The organism is Streptomyces sp. 549 (genome assembly GCF_030124175.1).
Classification (GTDB): domain Bacteria; phylum Actinomycetota; class Actinomycetes; order Streptomycetales; family Streptomycetaceae; genus Streptomyces.
Window position 1 is genome coordinate 86,390 of sequence record NZ_JASKMT010000004.1, and the last position, 16,686, is coordinate 103,075.

The window sequence follows — 16,686 nt, forward strand, 5'->3', positions numbered from 1 at the left end:
CGAACTGCTGACCGTTATCCTCGGTGACCATGGGGGCACGGGGAGGAGTCAGGGGCCATGGAGGCACTTCAGGGGGACGATCCCCGCCGGCTGGGCGGCCACCGGCTGCTGGGCAGACTGGGCGCGGCCGGGGCGCGCCGGACCTATCTGGGCCGGTCGGAGCACGGCGCGCGGGTGGCGGTGGAGGTGTTCCGCGTCGAGGAGGCGCGTAGGGAGGCGTTCCTGGCCGGCCTGCGGCAGGAGGTGGCCGCAGCCGGCGCCCTGAGCGGCGGTCGGACAGCTCCCGTGCTCGACGCCGGGGCCACCCCCGACCTCGCCTGGGTGGCCACCGCCTACCGGCCGGGCCCACCGCTGAGCCACCTGGAACTGGGAGCGCCGCTGCCGCCGTCGGCTCTGCGTCCGCTGGCCCGCGAACTGGCCGAGGCACTGCGGGAGTTACGTGCGGCGGGCCTGCCCGCCGTGCCCCTCTCCCCGGCCCGGGTGCTGCTGACGGCCGACGGCCCACTGGTACTCCCCGCTCTCGGCCGCCGCCCAGGCGGCGTGGAGTTGGGCGGGTCGGAGCCGGAGACGGACGGGTCGGAGACGGGCGGCACGGAGACCAGCGAGGCGGAGGCGGTGCACGCCCTGGGCGGCATCCTGCACCTGGCCGCCACCGGGCAACCCGATGGCGGGCCGGCGGCCTCCGCGCCCCCGGGCACGGCAGCCGACGCCGACTCCGACTCTGACGCCGAAGCCGATGCCGACGGCACGGCCGTCGAACGGGAGGTGTGGGAGCTGATCGAGGCGTGCCTGCACCCGGACCCGGCCCGGCGCCCCTCGCTGGAGCAGGTCGCCGCACTGGCCGGACCGCCCGAAGCGGAGCGGCCGTGGCTGCCCGACGCTCTGCTGGAGCGGGTGCGCGGCCACGACGCGGAGGAGCCCGGCCCGGCCGACGGCCGCAGTCCAAGCACGGCCGCGGACGCGCCCGCCGCCGCTGGGACGGAGGCCGGGGCGCTCCAGGGGGCGTGGGCACGCAAGGCCGTGGTGGTGCTGGCCGTGGTCGCGCTGCTGGCCTCGCTGTTCGCGGTGCTCACCCTGCTGCTGGTCCGGTCGGACCCGCTCGACCGTCCCCTCGCCCCCGGCCCGTCGCCCGCCCGTCCGTCGGCCTGACACGCACCGGCCCGGCAAGGTACCGGTCCGACACGCACCGGCCTGACACGCACACGTCCCGGCCGTCGATCGCCCGGCCGGGACGTGGGTGCTGGATGCGGGACGCTGCCGGCGGCTATGTCGCCTTCTGCGTCGGTGTCACTTCTTGAGGCTTGCGAAGGCGACGATATTCGCGTCATAACCCTCCTCCTTGCTCCAGCTTCCGCCGCAGGTGATGAGCCGTAGCTGCGGCGTCCTGGTGGGTCCGTAGACCCGCTCGTTGGGGAAGTCGTCCTTGCGGTACTGCTCCACCGAGTCGACCGTGAAGACCACGGTGCTGCGGTCGTCCCGCTCGACGCGGATCTCAGCACCCGGTTGGAGCGAGCCCACCCCGGCGAAGGCGGCGGGTCCGTCGTCGGTGTCGAGGTGGCCGATGAACAGGGACGGACCCTGCTCTCCGGGCGACGGCCCGCCCTGGTACCAGGCGGCCCGTTCAGCGTCCCGCTCCGGCGGCACCGGCGGGGTGCCGTCGTCCTCCGCGTCCGCCGCGAAGACCTCGATGCGGGACGAGAGTTGCGGGATGATCAGTCGTTTCGGCTCGGAGCGCGGCATCACGTCGAGCTCGGGCAGCGGAGGCAGGGTGTCCACGGCCTGGGGCTGGGAAACTCCCGCCGCCACCTGGGTGCTCTCGTTGCTACGGCCCCCGTTGTCGTCCCGGCCGGCGTTGGCCGGGACGACTGCGCACAGGGCCGCAGCGACCGCCAGCGTCACCACCGCGGCGACGCCTTCCATTCGGCGGCCACGGGCCGCGAGCCGTTGCTGTCGGGTCGTCATGGCTATCCGGGGGCGCTTCACGCCTGGTCCGCGCCCGCCCGGCGGCGCCAGACGAAGTACCCGGCGGCGCCCGCGAGGGCCAGACCGCCCGCGGCGGCGGCAGCGGTGGTGGTCGCCGAGGCGCCACTGGTGCTCTCGCCCGCGGCGAGACCGCCGAGGCCGGCGTGCGCACCGCCGTGCACCCCGGTGTAGGTGAAGGTGCCGGTCATCGGCTGGTGGTTCCTGCAGTAACCGGTGACCTGGTACGTCTTGCCGTGCGTCAGGCCCTGGTGCATCACCTTGGCGGTCGCGAACGGACGGTGACCGTGGTGATTGCCGCCGTGGTGGTTGCCACCGTGGTGGTTGCCACCGTGGTGCGGAGTGCCGCTGGGGTGCGGGGTGGCGGTGTGGTGGCCGCCGTGGTGCCCGCCGTGGCCACCGTGGTGCCCGCCGTGGTGGCCGTGGTGGTCGGTGTGGGCCTGGCTCGACTCGAACGCGTCGGAGGCGACGGTGCCGTGACCGCCGTCCTTGCACAGCGCCTTGACCTCGACGTGCGTGCCCGGGCCGCCCGAGGCGGGGATGACCTGCAGGCCGCCTGCCTGGCCGGTGTCGCCGCCGGCGAAGGCGGGACCGGCCATGCCGAGGACGAGGACGGTGGACGCCGCCGCGGTGGCGAGAGTGCGCATCTTCATGAGAGGTGTGACCTCCGGTCGGAAGGAACGCGTGCGGAGGCTTTTCCTCCGCAGTGGTTCGCGTGGCCTTCGACCTCATGCCAGCAGCGACCCGGGCGAGCCGCATCCGCTGTACCGCCCCCCGGGTGTGGGGTTGGACCAGTCGAGGGCGAGTTGAGCCCCCGTCACCGGCGTCCCTGAAGCCCCGTCATCCCGCTCCCTCCGGGCGCCACGCACGGACGGGCCGGACAGCGGATGCCGTCCGACCCGTTCGCGCGAGGTGTCACTTGCAGTCGAGGTCCCGGCGGCGGAAGCCGGCGAGTCCCAGTGCGGTCAGCGCCGCCGCCAGCGCGGTGAGCACCAGCAGCGGTGTCCAGTCGAGCGAGGCGGCGGGCAGCTGCGGCACATGACCGAACGGGGAGAGGTTGTTCATCCAGTCGGGGAACTGGAGCAGCTGCCCCAGGTAGCCGACCGCGAACGCGTATACCGGCACCAGCCACACGGCCGCCGCCGCACGCGGCAGCCAGCCGAACAGCAGCAGGGCGAGCGCACCCGTCACCCACAGCGCGGGCGCGTAGGCGAGCGCGGCGCCGGTCAGCTTCGGCAGCAGCACGGCGTCACCGGTCATGAGCGCGCCCATCACCCCGAAACCGAGCCCGGCGAGCAGCAGCAGGAACGTGCCGCCGCCCAGGGCGACGGCGAAGTGGCTGCCGGCCCAGCGGGTGCGGGACAGGCCCGTCGCCAGCAGCGGTTCCGCCCGTCCCGCGCTCTCCTCGGCGCGCGGCCGCAGCGCCGCCAGCGCCACGTACACGGCGGCGACGACGGAGATCACCACCATCACCATGGACGCGAACGACTCCGCCACGGACGCCCCGCCGACCTGTTGCAGGACCTCCTCCAGCGCGGTGATGTTCTCCAGCATCGCCTCGACCTCCCTGAGGATCGAGCCGTAGGAGACACCCAGCAGGAACAGTCCGGCGCCGAAGCCGATCAGCATGCCCCGGTGCAGCCGCAGCGCGAAGCCCAGCGGATGGGTGAGCGCCCCGGTTGCCGTGGGCCGTCCGGACGGGGTGGGCCGCAGGCCCGCGCCGACGTCCCGCAGGGTGCTGAGCCGGTATGCCAGCGCTGCGGCGGCAGCTGCCAGCGCCAGTGCCAGCAGCAGCGGCCACCAGCGGTTGTCGAGGTAGGGGTAGGTGCGCTGCGCCCAGCCGATCGGCGACAGCCAGGACAGCGTGTCGCTGCCCACGTCCCCCGCCGCGCGCAGCACGTAGGCGGCGCCGACCGCGGCCAGCGCCATGCCGGAGGCGCCGCGGCTGTAGGCGGTGACCTGGACGGTGACGGCGGCGAGGCAGGCGAAGACGATGCCGACGGCGGCGTGCGCGGCGCCGTAGAGCAGCGAGCCGCCCCAGTCCATGCTCTCGACGCCGAGCCCGGCGAGACCCGCGGTGAGCAGCAGGGCCAGCGCCACGTTGGCGAGCACCGCGACGGCGAGCGCGGCCGTCAGGTACGCGTGGCGTCCGACGACGGTTGAGCGGACCAGTTCGGCGCGGCCGGTCTCCTCCTCGGTGCGGGTGTGCCGGGTGACGATGAGCACGCTCATCAGGGCCGTCATGACCACCATGAAGCCGAGCATCTGGTGGCTCAGCATGGAGCCGAAGGAGTAGTCGGTGAGGTAGTGCCGTGGCCCGGACGTGGCGAGTCCGGCACCGCTGTTCATGGTGGCCGCGACCGAGGCCCGGTCCTCCGCGTCGGCGTACAGGTCGCGGTAGCTGGTCGCGGTCGAGACCGTGACGAGCAGCAGCGCGGCCAGCCACACCGGCAGCCGGACGCGGTCCCGCCGCAGGTTGAAGCGCAGCAGGGTGCCCGTTCCGGCCAGGGTGTGCGCGCCCGTCCGCCCGGTGGTGCCCTTCGGGCGCGTGGCGGTGGCGGCGGCGCTCATCGCGCGTCCCCGGCCGCGTCCGACGCCGACTCGGGCCCCGAGCCGGCCCCCGAGCCGGTCGGCGTTCCGCCGCCCTTCCCGCTCGCGTTGCCGTTGCCGTTGCCATAACCGTTGCCGTTGGCCTCGGCGAGTTCGTCGCCGTAGTGACGCAGCATCAGCTCCTCCAGCGTGGGCGGGTGGCTGGTGAGGCTGCGGATGCCGGCGTCGCTGAGGTGGCGGACGGCGGCGTCGAGGTGGTTGCCGTCGACGGCGAACCTGACCCGTCCGGTCTCGGCGTCGGTGGTGACGGCGTGCACACCGGGCAGGTCGGCCAGCCCGGTCACCGGGCGGCCGGTCTCGGCCTCCACCGTCGTGCGGGTGAGGTGCCGCATCTCGCTGAGCGTGCCCGACTGCACGATCCGGCCCAGCCGGATGATGCTGACGCGGTCGCAGAGCTTCTCGACCTGCGCCAGGATGTGGCTGGACAGCAGCACCGTCTTGCCCGCGGCCTTGGCCTGGAAGATGACGTCCTGGAAGACGACCTCCATCAGCGGGTCGAGTCCGGCGGTGGGCTCGTCGAGCAGCAGCAGTTCCGCGTCGGAGGCGAGGGCCGCGACGATGGCGACCTTCTGCCGGTTGCCCTTGGAGTAGCTGCGGCCCTTCTTCGTCGGGTCGAGCCCGAACCGCTCGACCAGTTCGTCGCGGCGTTCGCGGTGGATGCCGCCGCGCAGCCGGGCGAGCAGGTCGATGGCCTCGCCCCCGGTGAGGTTGGGCCACAGTTCGACGTCGCCGGGCACGTAGGCGAGGCGCCGGTGCAGTGCCACCGCGTCCGCCCATGGATCTCCGCCGAGCAGTCGCGCCTCGCCGGAGTCGGCACGCAGCAGGCCGAGCAGGACCCGGATCGCGGTGGACTTGCCGGCGCCGTTGGGACCGAGGAAGCCGTGCACCTCGCCGGTGCGGACGGTCAGGTCGAGTCCGTCGAGCGCACGGGTGTGCCCGAAGGTCTTCACCAGCTGGGAGACGGAGATGGCGGTGGTTGCCGTGGTCATGGTACGAAGCTACGCTTGTTTCACAAATTTGTGAAGTTAAGGAACCGCTAAGACGGGCAACCCGTCACACCTGGAAGGATGAAGGGGTGGCGACAGACGAACGACCCGCCGGGCCGGGCACCCACCCCGCACCGGCCGCACCAGCAGACCCGAACCCTGCGGGCGCGGATTCGGCAGGCGGGGCGGACCCGCACTACGGCGAGGAGGTGTCCGCGTTCGTCGAGCGGTTCGCCGCCGACCTGGTCGAGGCGGGCATGCAGCGCATGCCGTCCCGCGTCTTCGCCTGCCTGCTCGTCTCCGAGGACGGCGCGCTCAGCTCCGCCGAACTCGGCGCACGGCTGCGGATCAGCCCGGCGGCGGTGTCCGGTGCCGTGCGCTACCTCGCCCAGGTCCACCTGATCAGCAGGGAGCGCCAGCCCGGCTCGCGGCGCGAGCGCTACCGGGTGCACGCTGACGCCTGGTACGAGGCCATGACCCAGCGGGACGCCGTACTCGGCCGCTGGGTCAACACCTTCCAGCTCGGCGTCGACGCGCTCGGACCGCAGACCCGGGCCGGCCGCCGAGTCGCCGAGACGGCCGAGTTCTTCACCTTCATGCAGGACGAACTCGCCGGCATCATGCGACGCTGGCGCGAACGCCACCCCGGCAGCGACTCAGCCGCCCAGGCCGCCGGGACCGCCGGGACCGCCGGGACCGCCGGGGCCGGCTCCACCGGGGCCGGGACCCCCGGAACCGGTGCTGCCGGGGACGGTCAGCCGCAGCGCTGACGGCGCGACCGTCCAGGTGCGGGTCCGGAAGCCGGGACCCGACACCGTCACCGCACGGGCCCGCGCGGTGACCGGCTCGGACCCCGCACGCACCGCCGCGGGCCGCACCACCACCTCGGCGAGGCCGCCGCCCGTCCCGCCGCCCGTCCACGTCGAGACCGACACCTCCCGCACCGGGCGGCCCGGCTCGGCCAGCACCACGCCGTCCGCCTCCACCCGCAGCCGCGGCGGCGGCACCGCCGGCGCCCGCCGCGGGCGGATGGCCGAAACACATCGGTCGAGCGTGCCGCGCACCCCGCCCGCCACGGGTCGCGGCGCCGGGCTGCGGGCGGACGGGATGCGCAGCGGGCCCAGCACCACCATGCCGGAGTCCTCCACCAGCAGGTCGAGCCGCCGCACACTGCCCTCCAGCACCGCCCGCGCCGCGCTGACCGCGTCCACCGGCAGGCCCAGCCCCGCCGCCAGCACCGTCGCCGCGGGCGCGCCGACCGGCACCACCGACAACGCCGCCGACTCCCGCCCGCCGCGCCGGCCGCCCGTCAGCCGCTCCCGGTGCAGCACCTGCACCGCGCACAGCAGCGCCCGGTCGTCGCCGACGACCACCGGACGGCGGCTGCCGCGGCGGGCCAGCACCCCGGCAAGGTCCTCCCGGCGCTCGGGAAGGCACAGCTTCAAGCCGGGCGCTCCCGCGCGCAGCACGTCCCTGGCGATCCGCACGGACTCGCCGTCACTCCGCCGAGCAGCCGGGCAGACGACCACGAGCAGGTCTGGAGCCGACACCTTCGTCCTTCCTCAGGTAACCTCTCGGTGCAAGAGCCCCTGCTGCCGCTGTTGCGCCAGGGGCTTCGTCTATCCGGGGCACCGGTCCACGACTCCTGTGTGGAGAGCCGCTTGGCAAGCGGCATTCTCGCCACTTGCGCACGTGGGACATGCCCCGCCCGGAAGGGGTGTACGCCTGTGCCCGCACTTGTGCTGCTCGGTGCTCAGTGGGGTGACGAGGGCAAGGGGAAGGCCACCGACCTGCTCGGTGGCTCCGTGGACTACGTGGTGCGTTTCCAGGGCGGCAACAACGCCGGCCACACGGTCGTCGTCGGCGACCAGAAGTACGCGCTCCACCTGCTCCCCTCCGGCATTCTCTCCCCCACCTGCACGCCGGTGATCGGCAACGGAGTCGTCGTCGACCCGGCGGTCCTGCTCTCCGAGCTGAGCGGGCTCCAGGAGCGCGGCATCGACACGTCGAAGCTGCTGCTGAGCGGTAACGCGCACCTGATCACACCGTTCCACACCGAGATCGACAAGGTGACCGAACGCTTCCTCGGCAAGCGGAAGATCGGCACCACCGGCCGGGGCATCGGCCCCACCTACGCCGACAAGATCAACCGGGTGGGCATCCGCGTCCAGGACCTCTTCGACGAGTCCATCCTGGTGCAGAAGGTGGACGCCGCGCTGGACTTCAAGAACCAGGTCCTCGCCAAGCTCTACAACCGGCGCTCCATCAGCTCCGCCCAGGTCGTCGAGGAACTGCTCGGCTACGCCGACGAGCTGCGCGGATTCGTCTGCGACACCACGCTCGTGCTCAACAACGCCATCGACGAGGGCAAGGTCGTGCTCTTCGAGGGCGGCCAGGGCACCCTGCTCGACGTCGACCACGGCACGTACCCCTTCGTCACCTCCTCCAACCCGACCGCGGGCGGCGCCTGCACCGGTGCCGGAGTGGGGCCGACGAAGATCAGCCGCGTCATCGGCATCCTGAAGGCGTACACCACCCGCGTCGGCGCCGGCCCGTTCCCCACCGAGCTGCTCGACGCCGACGGTGAGGCGCTGCGCACCATCGGCGGCGAGAAGGGCGTCACCACCGGCCGCGACCGCCGCTGCGGCTGGTTCGACGCGGTCATCGCCCGCTACGCCACCCGCGTCAACGGCCTCACGGACTTCTTCCTGACGAAGCTCGACGTGCTCACCGGCTGGGAGCAGATCCCGGTCTGCGTCGCCTACGAGATCGACGGCCGCCGCGTCACCGAGCTGCCCTACAGCCAGACCGACTTCCACCACGCGAAGCCGGTCTACGAGATGCTGCCGGGCTGGTCGGAGGACATCACCAAGGCCAAGACCTTCTCCGACCTGCCGAAGAACGCCCAGGACTACGTCCTGGCGCTGGAGCAGATGTCCGGTGCGCGGATCTCCGCGATCGGCGTCGGACCGGGCCGCGACGAAACAATCCAGATTCACTCGTTCCTCGACTGAACACCTGGCGCTCCCCCGTCGTACTAGGGGGTGGAGGTGTGAGAAAGCCCCCCCTCACACCTCCACCAAAAGCTTCCGCAGTCCCCGGATGACGTACCCCGGGCTCCACTCCGGCTCAACCGCCGGACGCAGCCCGGGGGCACGCTCCAGCAGCGCGGAGAACGTCGCCGCCAGCTCCAGCCGGGCCAGCGGCGCACCCAGGCAGTAGTGGATCCCCGCACCGAACGTCAGATGCGGGTTGTCGCGCCGCCCGAGGTCGAGCCGGTCCGGCTCGGCGAACCGCGCCGGGTCCCGGTTCGCGGAACCGAACAGCAGCGCCAGCTCGGCGCCCCGCGGCACCACCGTGCCGCCGATCTCCACGTCGTCCAGCACCCAGCGCTCGAACATCTGCAGCGGGGTGTCGTAGCGCATCAGCTCCTCCAGCGCCGACGGCAGCAGCGCCTCGGGTGCCGCGCGCAGCCGGGCCAACTCGCCCGGATGCCGGAACAGCGTCCACCAGCCGTTGCCGGCGGTGTTGACCGTCGCCTCGTGCCCGGCGTTGAGCAGCAGCACGCAGGTCGACACCATCTCCTGCTCGGACAGGTGCTGCCCGTCGTCGTGCACCGCGATCAGCGCGCTGATCAGGTCCTCACCCGGCGAGCGCCGCCGCTGCGCGACCAGCTCCCGCAGGTACGCCGAGAACTCCACCGACGCCCGCACCGCGCGGCGTACCGTCTCCGGGCCCGGGCGCAGCTCGAACATGCCGCAGATGTCCGCCGACCAGGGCCGCAGCAGCGGCCGGTCGGCGGCTGGCACGCCCAGCATCTCCGCGATCACCGCCACCGGCAGCGGCTCGGCGACCCGCTCGATCAGGTCGCCACCGCCGTCCGCCACCAGGCCGGCGACCAGTTCGTCGGCGAGCCGGCGCACGGTCGGCTCCAGCCGCTGCACGGTCCGGGGTGTGAACGCCTTGGAGACCAGCCGCCGCACCCGGGTGTGGTCGGGCGCCTCCAGGTCCAGCAGCCCGTGCCCGTTCAGCGTCTGGAACGGCTCCTCCTCGGGCGGCGGGGGCGTGCGGCCGAACTCCTCGTGGGTGAAGCGGTGCAGGTACGTCCGCCCCAGCCGCCGGTCCCGCAACAGGGCGCTCACGTCCGCGTGGTGGGGCACCAGCCACTGCCCCGACGCCTCGAACCACTGCACCCGCCCGGCGGCGCGCAGCGCCGCGTACGCGGGGTAGGGGTCCGCGACGAACGCCGGTGACCAGGGGTCGAACTCCGCGCGAGGCGCGCTGATGCTGCTCATCCCCGAACGGTACGCGCCCGCGCACGCCCGGCACAGGGGCGACGCTCGGCCCAGGGGGCGACGCTCGGCTGGGGGGTGGTGGCGGGGGCCAGGGCACGGGTTCGGGGTCCGGGGCCAGGGCACGGGTTCGGGCGGCGGGTTCGGGCGGCGGCGCGGATCTTGGTGCGCGTCACAAAGCCGGGCTTACCACTCCAAGCGGATTATCGTAATGATACGGATTTCCACCCCGCCCGATGCACCGTTCGGCCGTTCGACCGGTCCTAGTATCCGGCGGCCCCACCGCACCACCACACCACCACAGCCGCCGCAGCCGCCGCACCACCGGCCGGACCGTGCCGCCACCTGACCACTGGCGGCGCGGGCCGGCCGCGGAGCCCACCACTGACCACCACCGATACACCACCGACCGGGGGAACCACGTCGTGAAGATCTCCATACTGCTCCACAACGCGTACGCGATCGGCGGCACCACCCGCACCTGCCTGACGCTGGCGCGGACACTGACCGACCTGGGCCACGAGGTGGAACTGGTCTCGGTGTTCCGGCACCGCGCCACACCCAAGCTCGCGCCGTCGCCCGGAGTGCCCGTGACCGCGCTCGTCGACCGCCGGCGCGGCTGCGCCGACCTGGCCGACCCGCTGGCCCACTCGCCGGGGAACGTCTTCCCGCCCGGCGAGGTCCGGGCAGACCAGTACCACCGCCTGGCCGAGCAGCGCATCATCGACTGGCTGGCCCGGACCGACGCCGACGTCATCATCAGCGCCCGCACCGGCCTGAACGTGCTGCTCGCGAGATTCGGCCCCGAACGGGCGGTGCTCATCGGGCAGGAGCACCTCACCCACAACGGGCACCCGCACCGGCTGCGCAAGGAACTCCAGCGCTACTACCCCCGCCTGGACGCGCTGGTGACCATGACGGCGGCCGACGCCCGCGCCCACCGCACCGGCCTGCACCTGCCCCGCACCCGCGTCCTGTCCATCCCCAACTCCGTCCCCGCCCCGGACGTCACCCCCGTCGACGGCAGTGCCGAGGTGATCGTCGCCGCCGGCCGCATCGTGAAGGTGAAGCGCTACGGCATGCTGGTCAGCGCCTTCGCCCGGGTGAGCGCCGACTTCCCCGACTGGACGCTGCGCATCTACGGCGAGGGCGCCGAGCGGGAGGCCGTCACCCGCCGCATCCAGCAGCTCGGCCTGGAGGACCGCGCGTTCATGATGGGCCCGGCCACCCCCATCGAGGCGGAGTGGGTGAAGGGCTCGATCGCCGCCGTGACGTCCGCGCAGGAGTCCTTCGGCATGACCATCGTCGAGGCCATGCGCTGCGGCCTGCCCGTGGTCAGCACGGACTGCCCGCACGGCCCGGCCGAGATCATCCAGGACGGTGAGAACGGCCGCCTGGTCCCCCGCCACAGCGTCGAGGCGTTCGGCGAGGCGCTGCGCGAGCTGATGGCCGACCGCGACCTGCGCGTCCGCATGGGCCGCGTCGCCCGGCAGCGGGCCGCCGAACGCTACGCACCGGAGAGGATCGCCCGCCGCTACGAGCAGCTGCTGGAGGAGCTGACGGCGGCCCGGGGCCTCCGCACGTCAGCCCCTGTCCCGCCTTCGGCCCCGGCTCCTTTGCCTGTTTCTTCCCCTGCTTCTGTCCCCGTCCCGGCCCCGGTCCCCGCCCCGGTCGGCCCGTCGGGGTCGGCGCTTCCGTCCGCACCCGCTACTCCGTCGGACACCGCCGGGGCAGCTACCGCCGCGTCTCCGGCGCCCGTCGTGCCCGCCCCCGCCGGGCGGGAGCCGCAGGCGAGCGTGATCGGCTTCGTCAAGGTCCGCCTCGTCACCGCCCGCCGGTACACCCGCGCCACCCTCGGCCGCCTCCGCCGCCACCTGCGCCGCCTGGCCCGCGCCCAAGGCTGAACCCGGCGGGCACCGCCACCCCGTCACCCCCGGCGGTCGGTGCCGCCCGGGGTGACGAGGCCGGACTCGAAGGCGAAGACGGCGGCCTGCGTGCGGTCCCGCAGGCCGAGCTTGACGAGGATGCGGCTGACGTGGGTCTTCACCGTGGACTCGGCCACCACCAGGTGCGCGGCGATCTCCCCGTTGGACAGCCCCTGCGCGATGAGCGCCAGCACCTCCGTCTCCCGCTCGGTCAGGTCGGCGATGCGTTCTTGCAGCGGGGCACGGGCGGCGCCGCCCGCCCCCGCCAGGCGCGCGAACTCGACGATCAGCCGACGCGTGACCGTCGGCGCCAGCAAGGCCTCACCCGCCGCCACCGTCCGCACCCCGTCGGCGAGTTGCTGGGCGGACGCGTCCTTCAGCAGGAAGCCGGACGCGCCGGACCGCAGCGCCTGGTAGACGTACTCGTCCAGGTCGTAGGTGGTGAGGATGAGCACCCGCGTGCCGGCCGAGGACGCGGCGATCTCCCGGGTGGCGTCCAGCCCGTTCATCTCCGGCATGCGGATGTCCATCAGCACCACGTCCGGAGCGAGTGCACCGACCCGCGCCACCGCCTCCCGGCCGTTGACAGCCTCGCCGACGACGGTGATGCCAGGCTGCGCGTTGAGCAGCACCGAGAAGCCCTCGCGGACCATCATCTGGTCGTCGGCCACCAACACCCGGATCACGGCGCCGGCTCCGTCCGGTCGGCCGGGAACCCGCTGCCGCTCAGTTCCTTCGTGTCCGTGCCGTCCCCGGCTCGGGCATCTGCTCCCCCGCCCCCGCCCGGCACGACGCCCTCCTCGCCGTCGGGGTCGATCGGGACGGGCAGGAACGCCTCCACCGCCCAGCCGCCGTCACCCGTCGGCCCCACGGTCAGCACACCGTCCAGCATCGCGGCACGTTCACGCATGCCCAGCAGGCCGTGACCGGCTCCCGGTGAGGGCTGCGGCGCGGTGTCCGGCGCCTCGTTGACGACACGCAGGCCCAACCCGCTCAGCACATAGCTGAGTTCCACGCTGGCCGGAGCACCCGGCGCATGCCGCAGCGTGTTGCTCAGTGCCTCCTGCACGATCCGGTACGCGGACAGTTCCACGCCCGGCGGCAGCGCACGCACCGCACCCGTCGTGGTCTTCCGCACTCCCAGCCCGGCCGCCCGCACCCCGTCCAGCAGGGTGTCGAGGTCGGCGAGGGTGGGCTGCGGCGCCTCCGGAACCGACGGCATGTCGGCCCGCACGACCCCCAGGACGCGCCGCAGCTCGGTCAGCGCGGCCACGGCGTTCTCCCGGATCGTGCCCAGCGCCGCGACCAGTTCCTCCGGCGGGTCCTCGACCCGGTAGCGGGCGGCCTCCGCCTGGATGGCGACCACCGACATGTGGTGGGCGACGACGTCGTGCAGCTCCCGGGCGATCGTGGTGCGCTCCTCAAGGACCGTGCGCCGCGACCGCTCCTCCCGCACCACCTCGACCTGCTGCTCCACCCGCTGCTGCGACTGCCACCAGCCGCGCACCAGCAGCAGCACACCCAGCGCGGCGCCGCTGACGATGGCCATGCCCGCCACGGTGCCCACCGCGAAGTCCACGGTGTCCCGCATCCACAGCGATGGATGGTTGCCTCCGACCACCGTGAGGAACACCCCCACCACCGCCGTCACACCCCACAGATGCGCGGCGACCCGAGGGGGCTTGCGGGCGGCCACGACCAGCATCACCACCAGGTGTGCGGTGCCGCCCTGCACCGACCAGGGCCACGCACCCCACACGGGCACCACGAGCAGGACCCCCACACAGGTGGCGGCCAGCGAGAGCCAGAACGCCGCGATCGGACGGAACAGCGCCAGCATCAGCGGTGCCACCAGGAACAGCCCGCGCACCATCCCGTACGGATCGCTGTTGATGCTGGCCTCGACCAGGAGCAGCAGCAGGCAGAGAAAGACCACCACCGCGTGCGGTGCCCACCGGGCCGGTCCGCGCAAGGAAGCGGGCAGGCCGCTGGTCCGCCGGGCGGACAGCGGCGGCAGCGGGTGCCAGGCGAACGCGTTGTCCACCAGTTCCGCTTTCAGCTCGCGCAGCGAACCACGGACCATGCCCCACTCGGAACGCGGATTGGGATCCTCATACTGTGCCGTCATGGGAGGGAACGTTACGGACGTCACCGGTTCGTCCGCGTCCGCCCATGGTGCCGTGCTCCGCGTCCCCCTCAAGGGGGAGGCGGCCAGGCCGCTCGCAGCCCACCGGACGGAGACCGGTCGGGGCGGAACGCGTGCCAGGGCCGGGTGATCAGCTCGCGGTAGCTGTGGTGCGAAGGGTGGCGTCCGGCGTGCCGGAACGTCCACGCCTGCGCGTCCGCGAAGTCCACCGACGGGACGGAGGCGGCGCAGCAGACCGCGCACTGCATGGCGAACGTCACCGGCTCGGCGCCCGGCTCCCGGTCGGGCCGCAACGTCCACACCTCGTGCCGCAGCACCGACACCGTCCGCCGCGGCCCGCCTTCCAACGGCACGGCGGGCGGGCTGTCCCCGGGACCCAGCGCCCCCTCACGGCAGCCGACTGTGGCGGTTGCGCTCGGCGAGCCGGGCGGCCAGCCCCTCCGTCGACCCGCGCAACCGCAACGCGTCGGTCAGCCTCCCGGCCGTCTCCTGGTTGCAGCAGCCCAGGTCCACGAGCGGGTTCGGTTCCTCCCGCGCGCACGTCACCGGATCGACCCGCAGCGACGGCAGCACGATGCCGCGAGCGGCCAGCACCTCCCGCAACCGGTTCGCCACGTCCTCCGCCGCCCGCAGCCGTTCGACCGCCGCGCGGCGCCGCTCGGTAGTTGCCACCTGATCCACCTCTTCACTCCGTGTTGCTCATCGACACACCCAGCGTGCCCGAACCCGGCTAGCCTGAGGAGGGCAAAACGTCCAACAAGGCCACATGTCTGACAGGGAGTTGCCGTGCCCGCACCCAAGAAGCTGGACCCGGGATCCTCGCCGCGTGCCCTCCTGGGCGCCGAACTCCGCTTCCAGCGCGAGCAGGCCGGCCTGAGCCAGGAGGAGCTGGGCAGGCCGCTGTTCGTCAGCGGCTCGTTCATCGGCCAACTTGAGGCCGGTACACGCCGCATGCAGCCCGAGTACGCCACCCGCCTGGACGACACCCTCAACACCGGCGGCTTCTTCGCCCGCAACTGCGCGGCGGCCACCACCTCCCGCTACCCGGACCACTTCGCCGAGGCGGCGGAGGCCGAGGCGGTGGCACAGTCCATCAAGGAGTACGCGCCCCTCCTCATCCCGGGGTTGCTCCAGACAGAGGGGTATGCGCGGGCCGTGTTCCGCGCATACCAGCCCACCGCCCCCGAGGAGACGATCGACGAACTCGTCGCTGCTCGACTTGAACGGGCAGCCATCCTGAACCATCCAACGCAGCCGCTGTTGTGGGTGGTGCTGGATGAGAACGTGCTGCGCCGGGTCGTGGGCTGCGCTTCGACAATGGCCGATTCCCTCAACGCGGTATGCCGCCTCGTGCAGCAGCACCGCATCATCGTCCAGGTCCTGCCCTTCTCCGCAGGAGCGCACCCCGCCCTCGGCGGCGGCCTGAAAGTGATGGACTTCAGCGACGCAGCCCCTCTCGTCTACGTGGAGGGCCTGGGAACCGGGAAGCTGATCGACGATCCGTCGCTGGTGACCAGGTATCGCCTGTCCTACGATCTGCTCGGGGCCGCCGCGCTGTCGCCGAAGGCGTCCCTCACGCTGATCGCTTCGGTGGCGGAGGAGTACGCCCATGAGGACTCACCATGACGGCAGCGCGGGCGAATGGCGCGCCTCCAGCTACAGCGACGGCAGCGGAGGCAACTGCCTCCAGGTGCGGGACGACCTGACCGGCGAAGCCGTGCCCGTCCGCGACTCGAAGGACCCGGGACGCGGCACGCTCACCGTCCCGGCACCCGAGTGGACCGCCTTCGTCACGGCCGTGAAGACGGGCGTGCTGAACGGCAGTTGACCGTCACCAGCAACGGCTGTCGGGAAGCAGGAACGTCCGGCGAGGGCTCCAGGAGGTGCTGACGCTTGCCACGTGCCCGGAGGGTGAGGAAGGGCTCCGTGGGCGAGCTGTTCCTCGGCCTGCACGGCGTCGTGGATGTCGACACCTCCGTCCTCGCACGCTGGCGCCAGGACGACGTGGCCGAGCCGGCTGACGGGATCAACGGCCTGATCGTCAGCCGGGCCGACGCGTACGGCTGGCCCTCGGTCCACTCCAGCGCGGGTGTGCCACCCGGGCGCCGCTGGTGGCACCTGGATGCAGGCGGTGACTGGCAGCACCCTGGCCGGCAGACCGAGATGGCCTGGTGCCAGGTCGACGTTGCTCCCCAGTTACCCGGGCAGCGCCTGCCCTTCCTCCCGCTTGCCATCCTCCTGTCCGACGCGCTGAACGCCGTCGGCACCTATCGCCTCACCGGCTTCCACGCCCTGGTGCCCCTGGAAGCAGCCGCCGATGCCCGCCCGGCACTCGCCTCCATGGCGGAGTGGCAGGAGCTGACCGCCTTCCGGCAGCCTGAGCGCACCCTGCACGTCCGGTTGGAAGGGGCTCCGGACTCACTACAGGCCGATGTGCTCGCAGCCACAGCCCAGGAACTCGCCCAAGGACACCTGACGTGCCGACCCGGGCCGCAGGCCGACGGTCTTCCTACGGGTGTCGCTGCTCAGCCCGTGGGCCACGAGCGTCTGCGGGACGTCCGCGCCGGAGAACTCGGCCTGGGCTTTGACTGCGCTGTCCGGGGGTGGGGCCCGGACACAGCAGCGTGGATTGCCGAACTCTTCGTCGAGGCGCTGCGGCAGCAGTCACGCCGGACACCGGGCAGCGTGCTCGTCGCGGTGGGAAGCAAACTACCTTGAGGCGCCGGACGGATTGAACGCAACCGTTC

The 16,686-nt window shown here is 72.9% G+C and carries 17 protein-coding genes; 7 read left to right on the plus strand and 10 right to left on the minus strand.

What is annotated here, in order from left to right:
* Positions 1-57: 57 nt before the first annotated feature.
* Entirely contained in the window at positions 58-1,149 is a 1,092-nt protein-coding gene (locus QNO07_RS06405) for a protein kinase family protein (RefSeq protein WP_283990607.1), read from the plus strand.
* Positions 1,150-1,287: 138 nt separating this feature from the next.
* Here the strand turns inward: QNO07_RS06405 and QNO07_RS06410 are convergent, their stop codons facing one another.
* The 4 genes from QNO07_RS06410 to QNO07_RS06425 form a co-directional block, all read right to left on the minus strand.
* The gene (locus QNO07_RS06410; protein ID WP_283990609.1) at positions 1,288-1,962 is read right to left on the minus strand and encodes a class F sortase; all 675 of its coding nucleotides are present in this window, start codon (positions 1,960-1,962) and stop codon (positions 1,288-1,290) included.
* Positions 1,963-1,979: 17 nt separating this feature from the next.
* Complete coding sequence (locus QNO07_RS06415) at positions 1,980-2,633, minus strand: hypothetical protein (RefSeq protein WP_283990610.1); 654 nt, start codon at positions 2,631-2,633, stop codon at positions 1,980-1,982.
* Between the two features lie 262 nt (positions 2,634-2,895).
* Positions 2,896-4,551, minus strand: a complete 1,656-nt coding sequence (locus QNO07_RS06420) for an ABC transporter permease (protein WP_283990611.1) — start codon at positions 4,549-4,551, stop codon at positions 2,896-2,898.
* On the minus strand, positions 4,548-5,579 hold the full coding sequence (locus QNO07_RS06425; protein WP_283990613.1) for an ABC transporter ATP-binding protein: 1,032 nt from the start codon (positions 5,577-5,579) through the stop codon (positions 4,548-4,550). Before QNO07_RS06425 ends, QNO07_RS06420 begins: the two co-directional genes overlap by 4 nt.
* A gap of 206 nt (positions 5,580-5,785) precedes the next feature.
* Between QNO07_RS06425 and QNO07_RS06430 the strand changes: the two genes are divergently transcribed.
* Complete coding sequence (locus tag QNO07_RS06430; protein ID WP_283990888.1) at positions 5,786-6,346, plus strand: GbsR/MarR family transcriptional regulator; 561 nt, start codon at positions 5,786-5,788, stop codon at positions 6,344-6,346.
* Here the strand turns inward: QNO07_RS06430 and QNO07_RS06435 are convergent.
* The gene (locus QNO07_RS06435) at positions 6,233-7,126 is read right to left on the minus strand and encodes a diacylglycerol kinase family protein (RefSeq protein WP_283990614.1); all 894 of its coding nucleotides are present in this window, start codon (positions 7,124-7,126) and stop codon (positions 6,233-6,235) included. The genes QNO07_RS06430 and QNO07_RS06435 overlap by 114 nt on opposite strands.
* 177 nt (positions 7,127-7,303) lie before the next feature.
* On the opposite strand from QNO07_RS06435, the gene QNO07_RS06440 reads away from it, so the two are divergent.
* Positions 7,304-8,590: an adenylosuccinate synthase gene (locus QNO07_RS06440; protein WP_283990616.1), complete on the plus strand. Its 1,287-nt coding sequence runs from the start codon at positions 7,304-7,306 to the stop codon at positions 8,588-8,590.
* A gap of 54 nt (positions 8,591-8,644) precedes the next feature.
* On the opposite strand, the gene QNO07_RS06445 is transcribed toward QNO07_RS06440, so the two are convergent.
* Positions 8,645-9,871 (minus strand): cytochrome P450, encoded by a 1,227-nt coding sequence (locus tag QNO07_RS06445; protein ID WP_283990617.1) that lies wholly within the window; start codon positions 9,869-9,871, stop codon positions 8,645-8,647.
* 422 nt (positions 9,872-10,293) lie between these two features.
* On the opposite strand from QNO07_RS06445, the gene QNO07_RS06450 reads away from it, so the two are divergent.
* Positions 10,294-11,772 (plus strand): glycosyltransferase family 4 protein, encoded by a 1,479-nt coding sequence (locus QNO07_RS06450; RefSeq protein WP_283990618.1) that lies wholly within the window; start codon positions 10,294-10,296, stop codon positions 11,770-11,772.
* A gap of 23 nt (positions 11,773-11,795) precedes the next feature.
* On the opposite strand, the gene QNO07_RS06455 is transcribed toward QNO07_RS06450, so the two are convergent.
* The 4 genes from QNO07_RS06455 to QNO07_RS06470 all read right to left on the minus strand — a co-directional run bounded on the left by QNO07_RS06455 (position 11,796) and on the right by QNO07_RS06470 (position 14,611).
* Positions 11,796-12,479, minus strand: coding sequence for a response regulator (locus QNO07_RS06455; RefSeq protein WP_283990619.1), 684 nt, complete (start codon positions 12,477-12,479; stop codon positions 11,796-11,798).
* Complete coding sequence (locus QNO07_RS06460) at positions 12,476-13,921, minus strand: sensor histidine kinase (RefSeq protein WP_283990621.1); 1,446 nt, start codon at positions 13,919-13,921, stop codon at positions 12,476-12,478. Before QNO07_RS06460 ends, QNO07_RS06455 begins: the two co-directional genes overlap by 4 nt.
* A 68-nt stretch (positions 13,922-13,989) precedes the next feature.
* Positions 13,990-14,292 carry a DUF7848 domain-containing protein gene (locus QNO07_RS06465; RefSeq protein WP_283990623.1) on the minus strand — a complete coding sequence of 101 codons (303 nt, stop codon included), beginning with the start codon at positions 14,290-14,292 and terminating at the stop codon, positions 13,990-13,992.
* A gap of 34 nt (positions 14,293-14,326) precedes the next feature.
* On the minus strand, positions 14,327-14,611 hold the full coding sequence (locus tag QNO07_RS06470; protein WP_283990624.1) for a hypothetical protein: 285 nt from the start codon (positions 14,609-14,611) through the stop codon (positions 14,327-14,329).
* A 114-nt stretch (positions 14,612-14,725) separates the two neighbouring features.
* On the opposite strand from QNO07_RS06470, the gene QNO07_RS06475 reads away from it, so the two are divergent.
* The 3 genes from QNO07_RS06475 to QNO07_RS06485 all read left to right on the plus strand — a co-directional run bounded on the left by QNO07_RS06475 (position 14,726) and on the right by QNO07_RS06485 (position 16,657).
* Positions 14,726-15,565: a helix-turn-helix domain-containing protein gene (locus QNO07_RS06475; RefSeq protein WP_283990626.1), complete on the plus strand. Its 840-nt coding sequence runs from the start codon at positions 14,726-14,728 to the stop codon at positions 15,563-15,565.
* Entirely contained in the window at positions 15,549-15,767 is a 219-nt protein-coding gene (locus QNO07_RS06480) for a DUF397 domain-containing protein (RefSeq protein WP_283990627.1), read from the plus strand. The genes QNO07_RS06475 and QNO07_RS06480 overlap by 17 nt, the downstream gene beginning before the upstream one ends.
* Before the next feature lie 98 nt (positions 15,768-15,865).
* A complete protein-coding gene (locus QNO07_RS06485) occupies positions 15,866-16,657 on the plus strand; it encodes a hypothetical protein (RefSeq protein ID WP_283990628.1) in 792 nt (263 codons plus the stop codon).
* Positions 16,658-16,686: the final 29 nt, after the last annotated feature.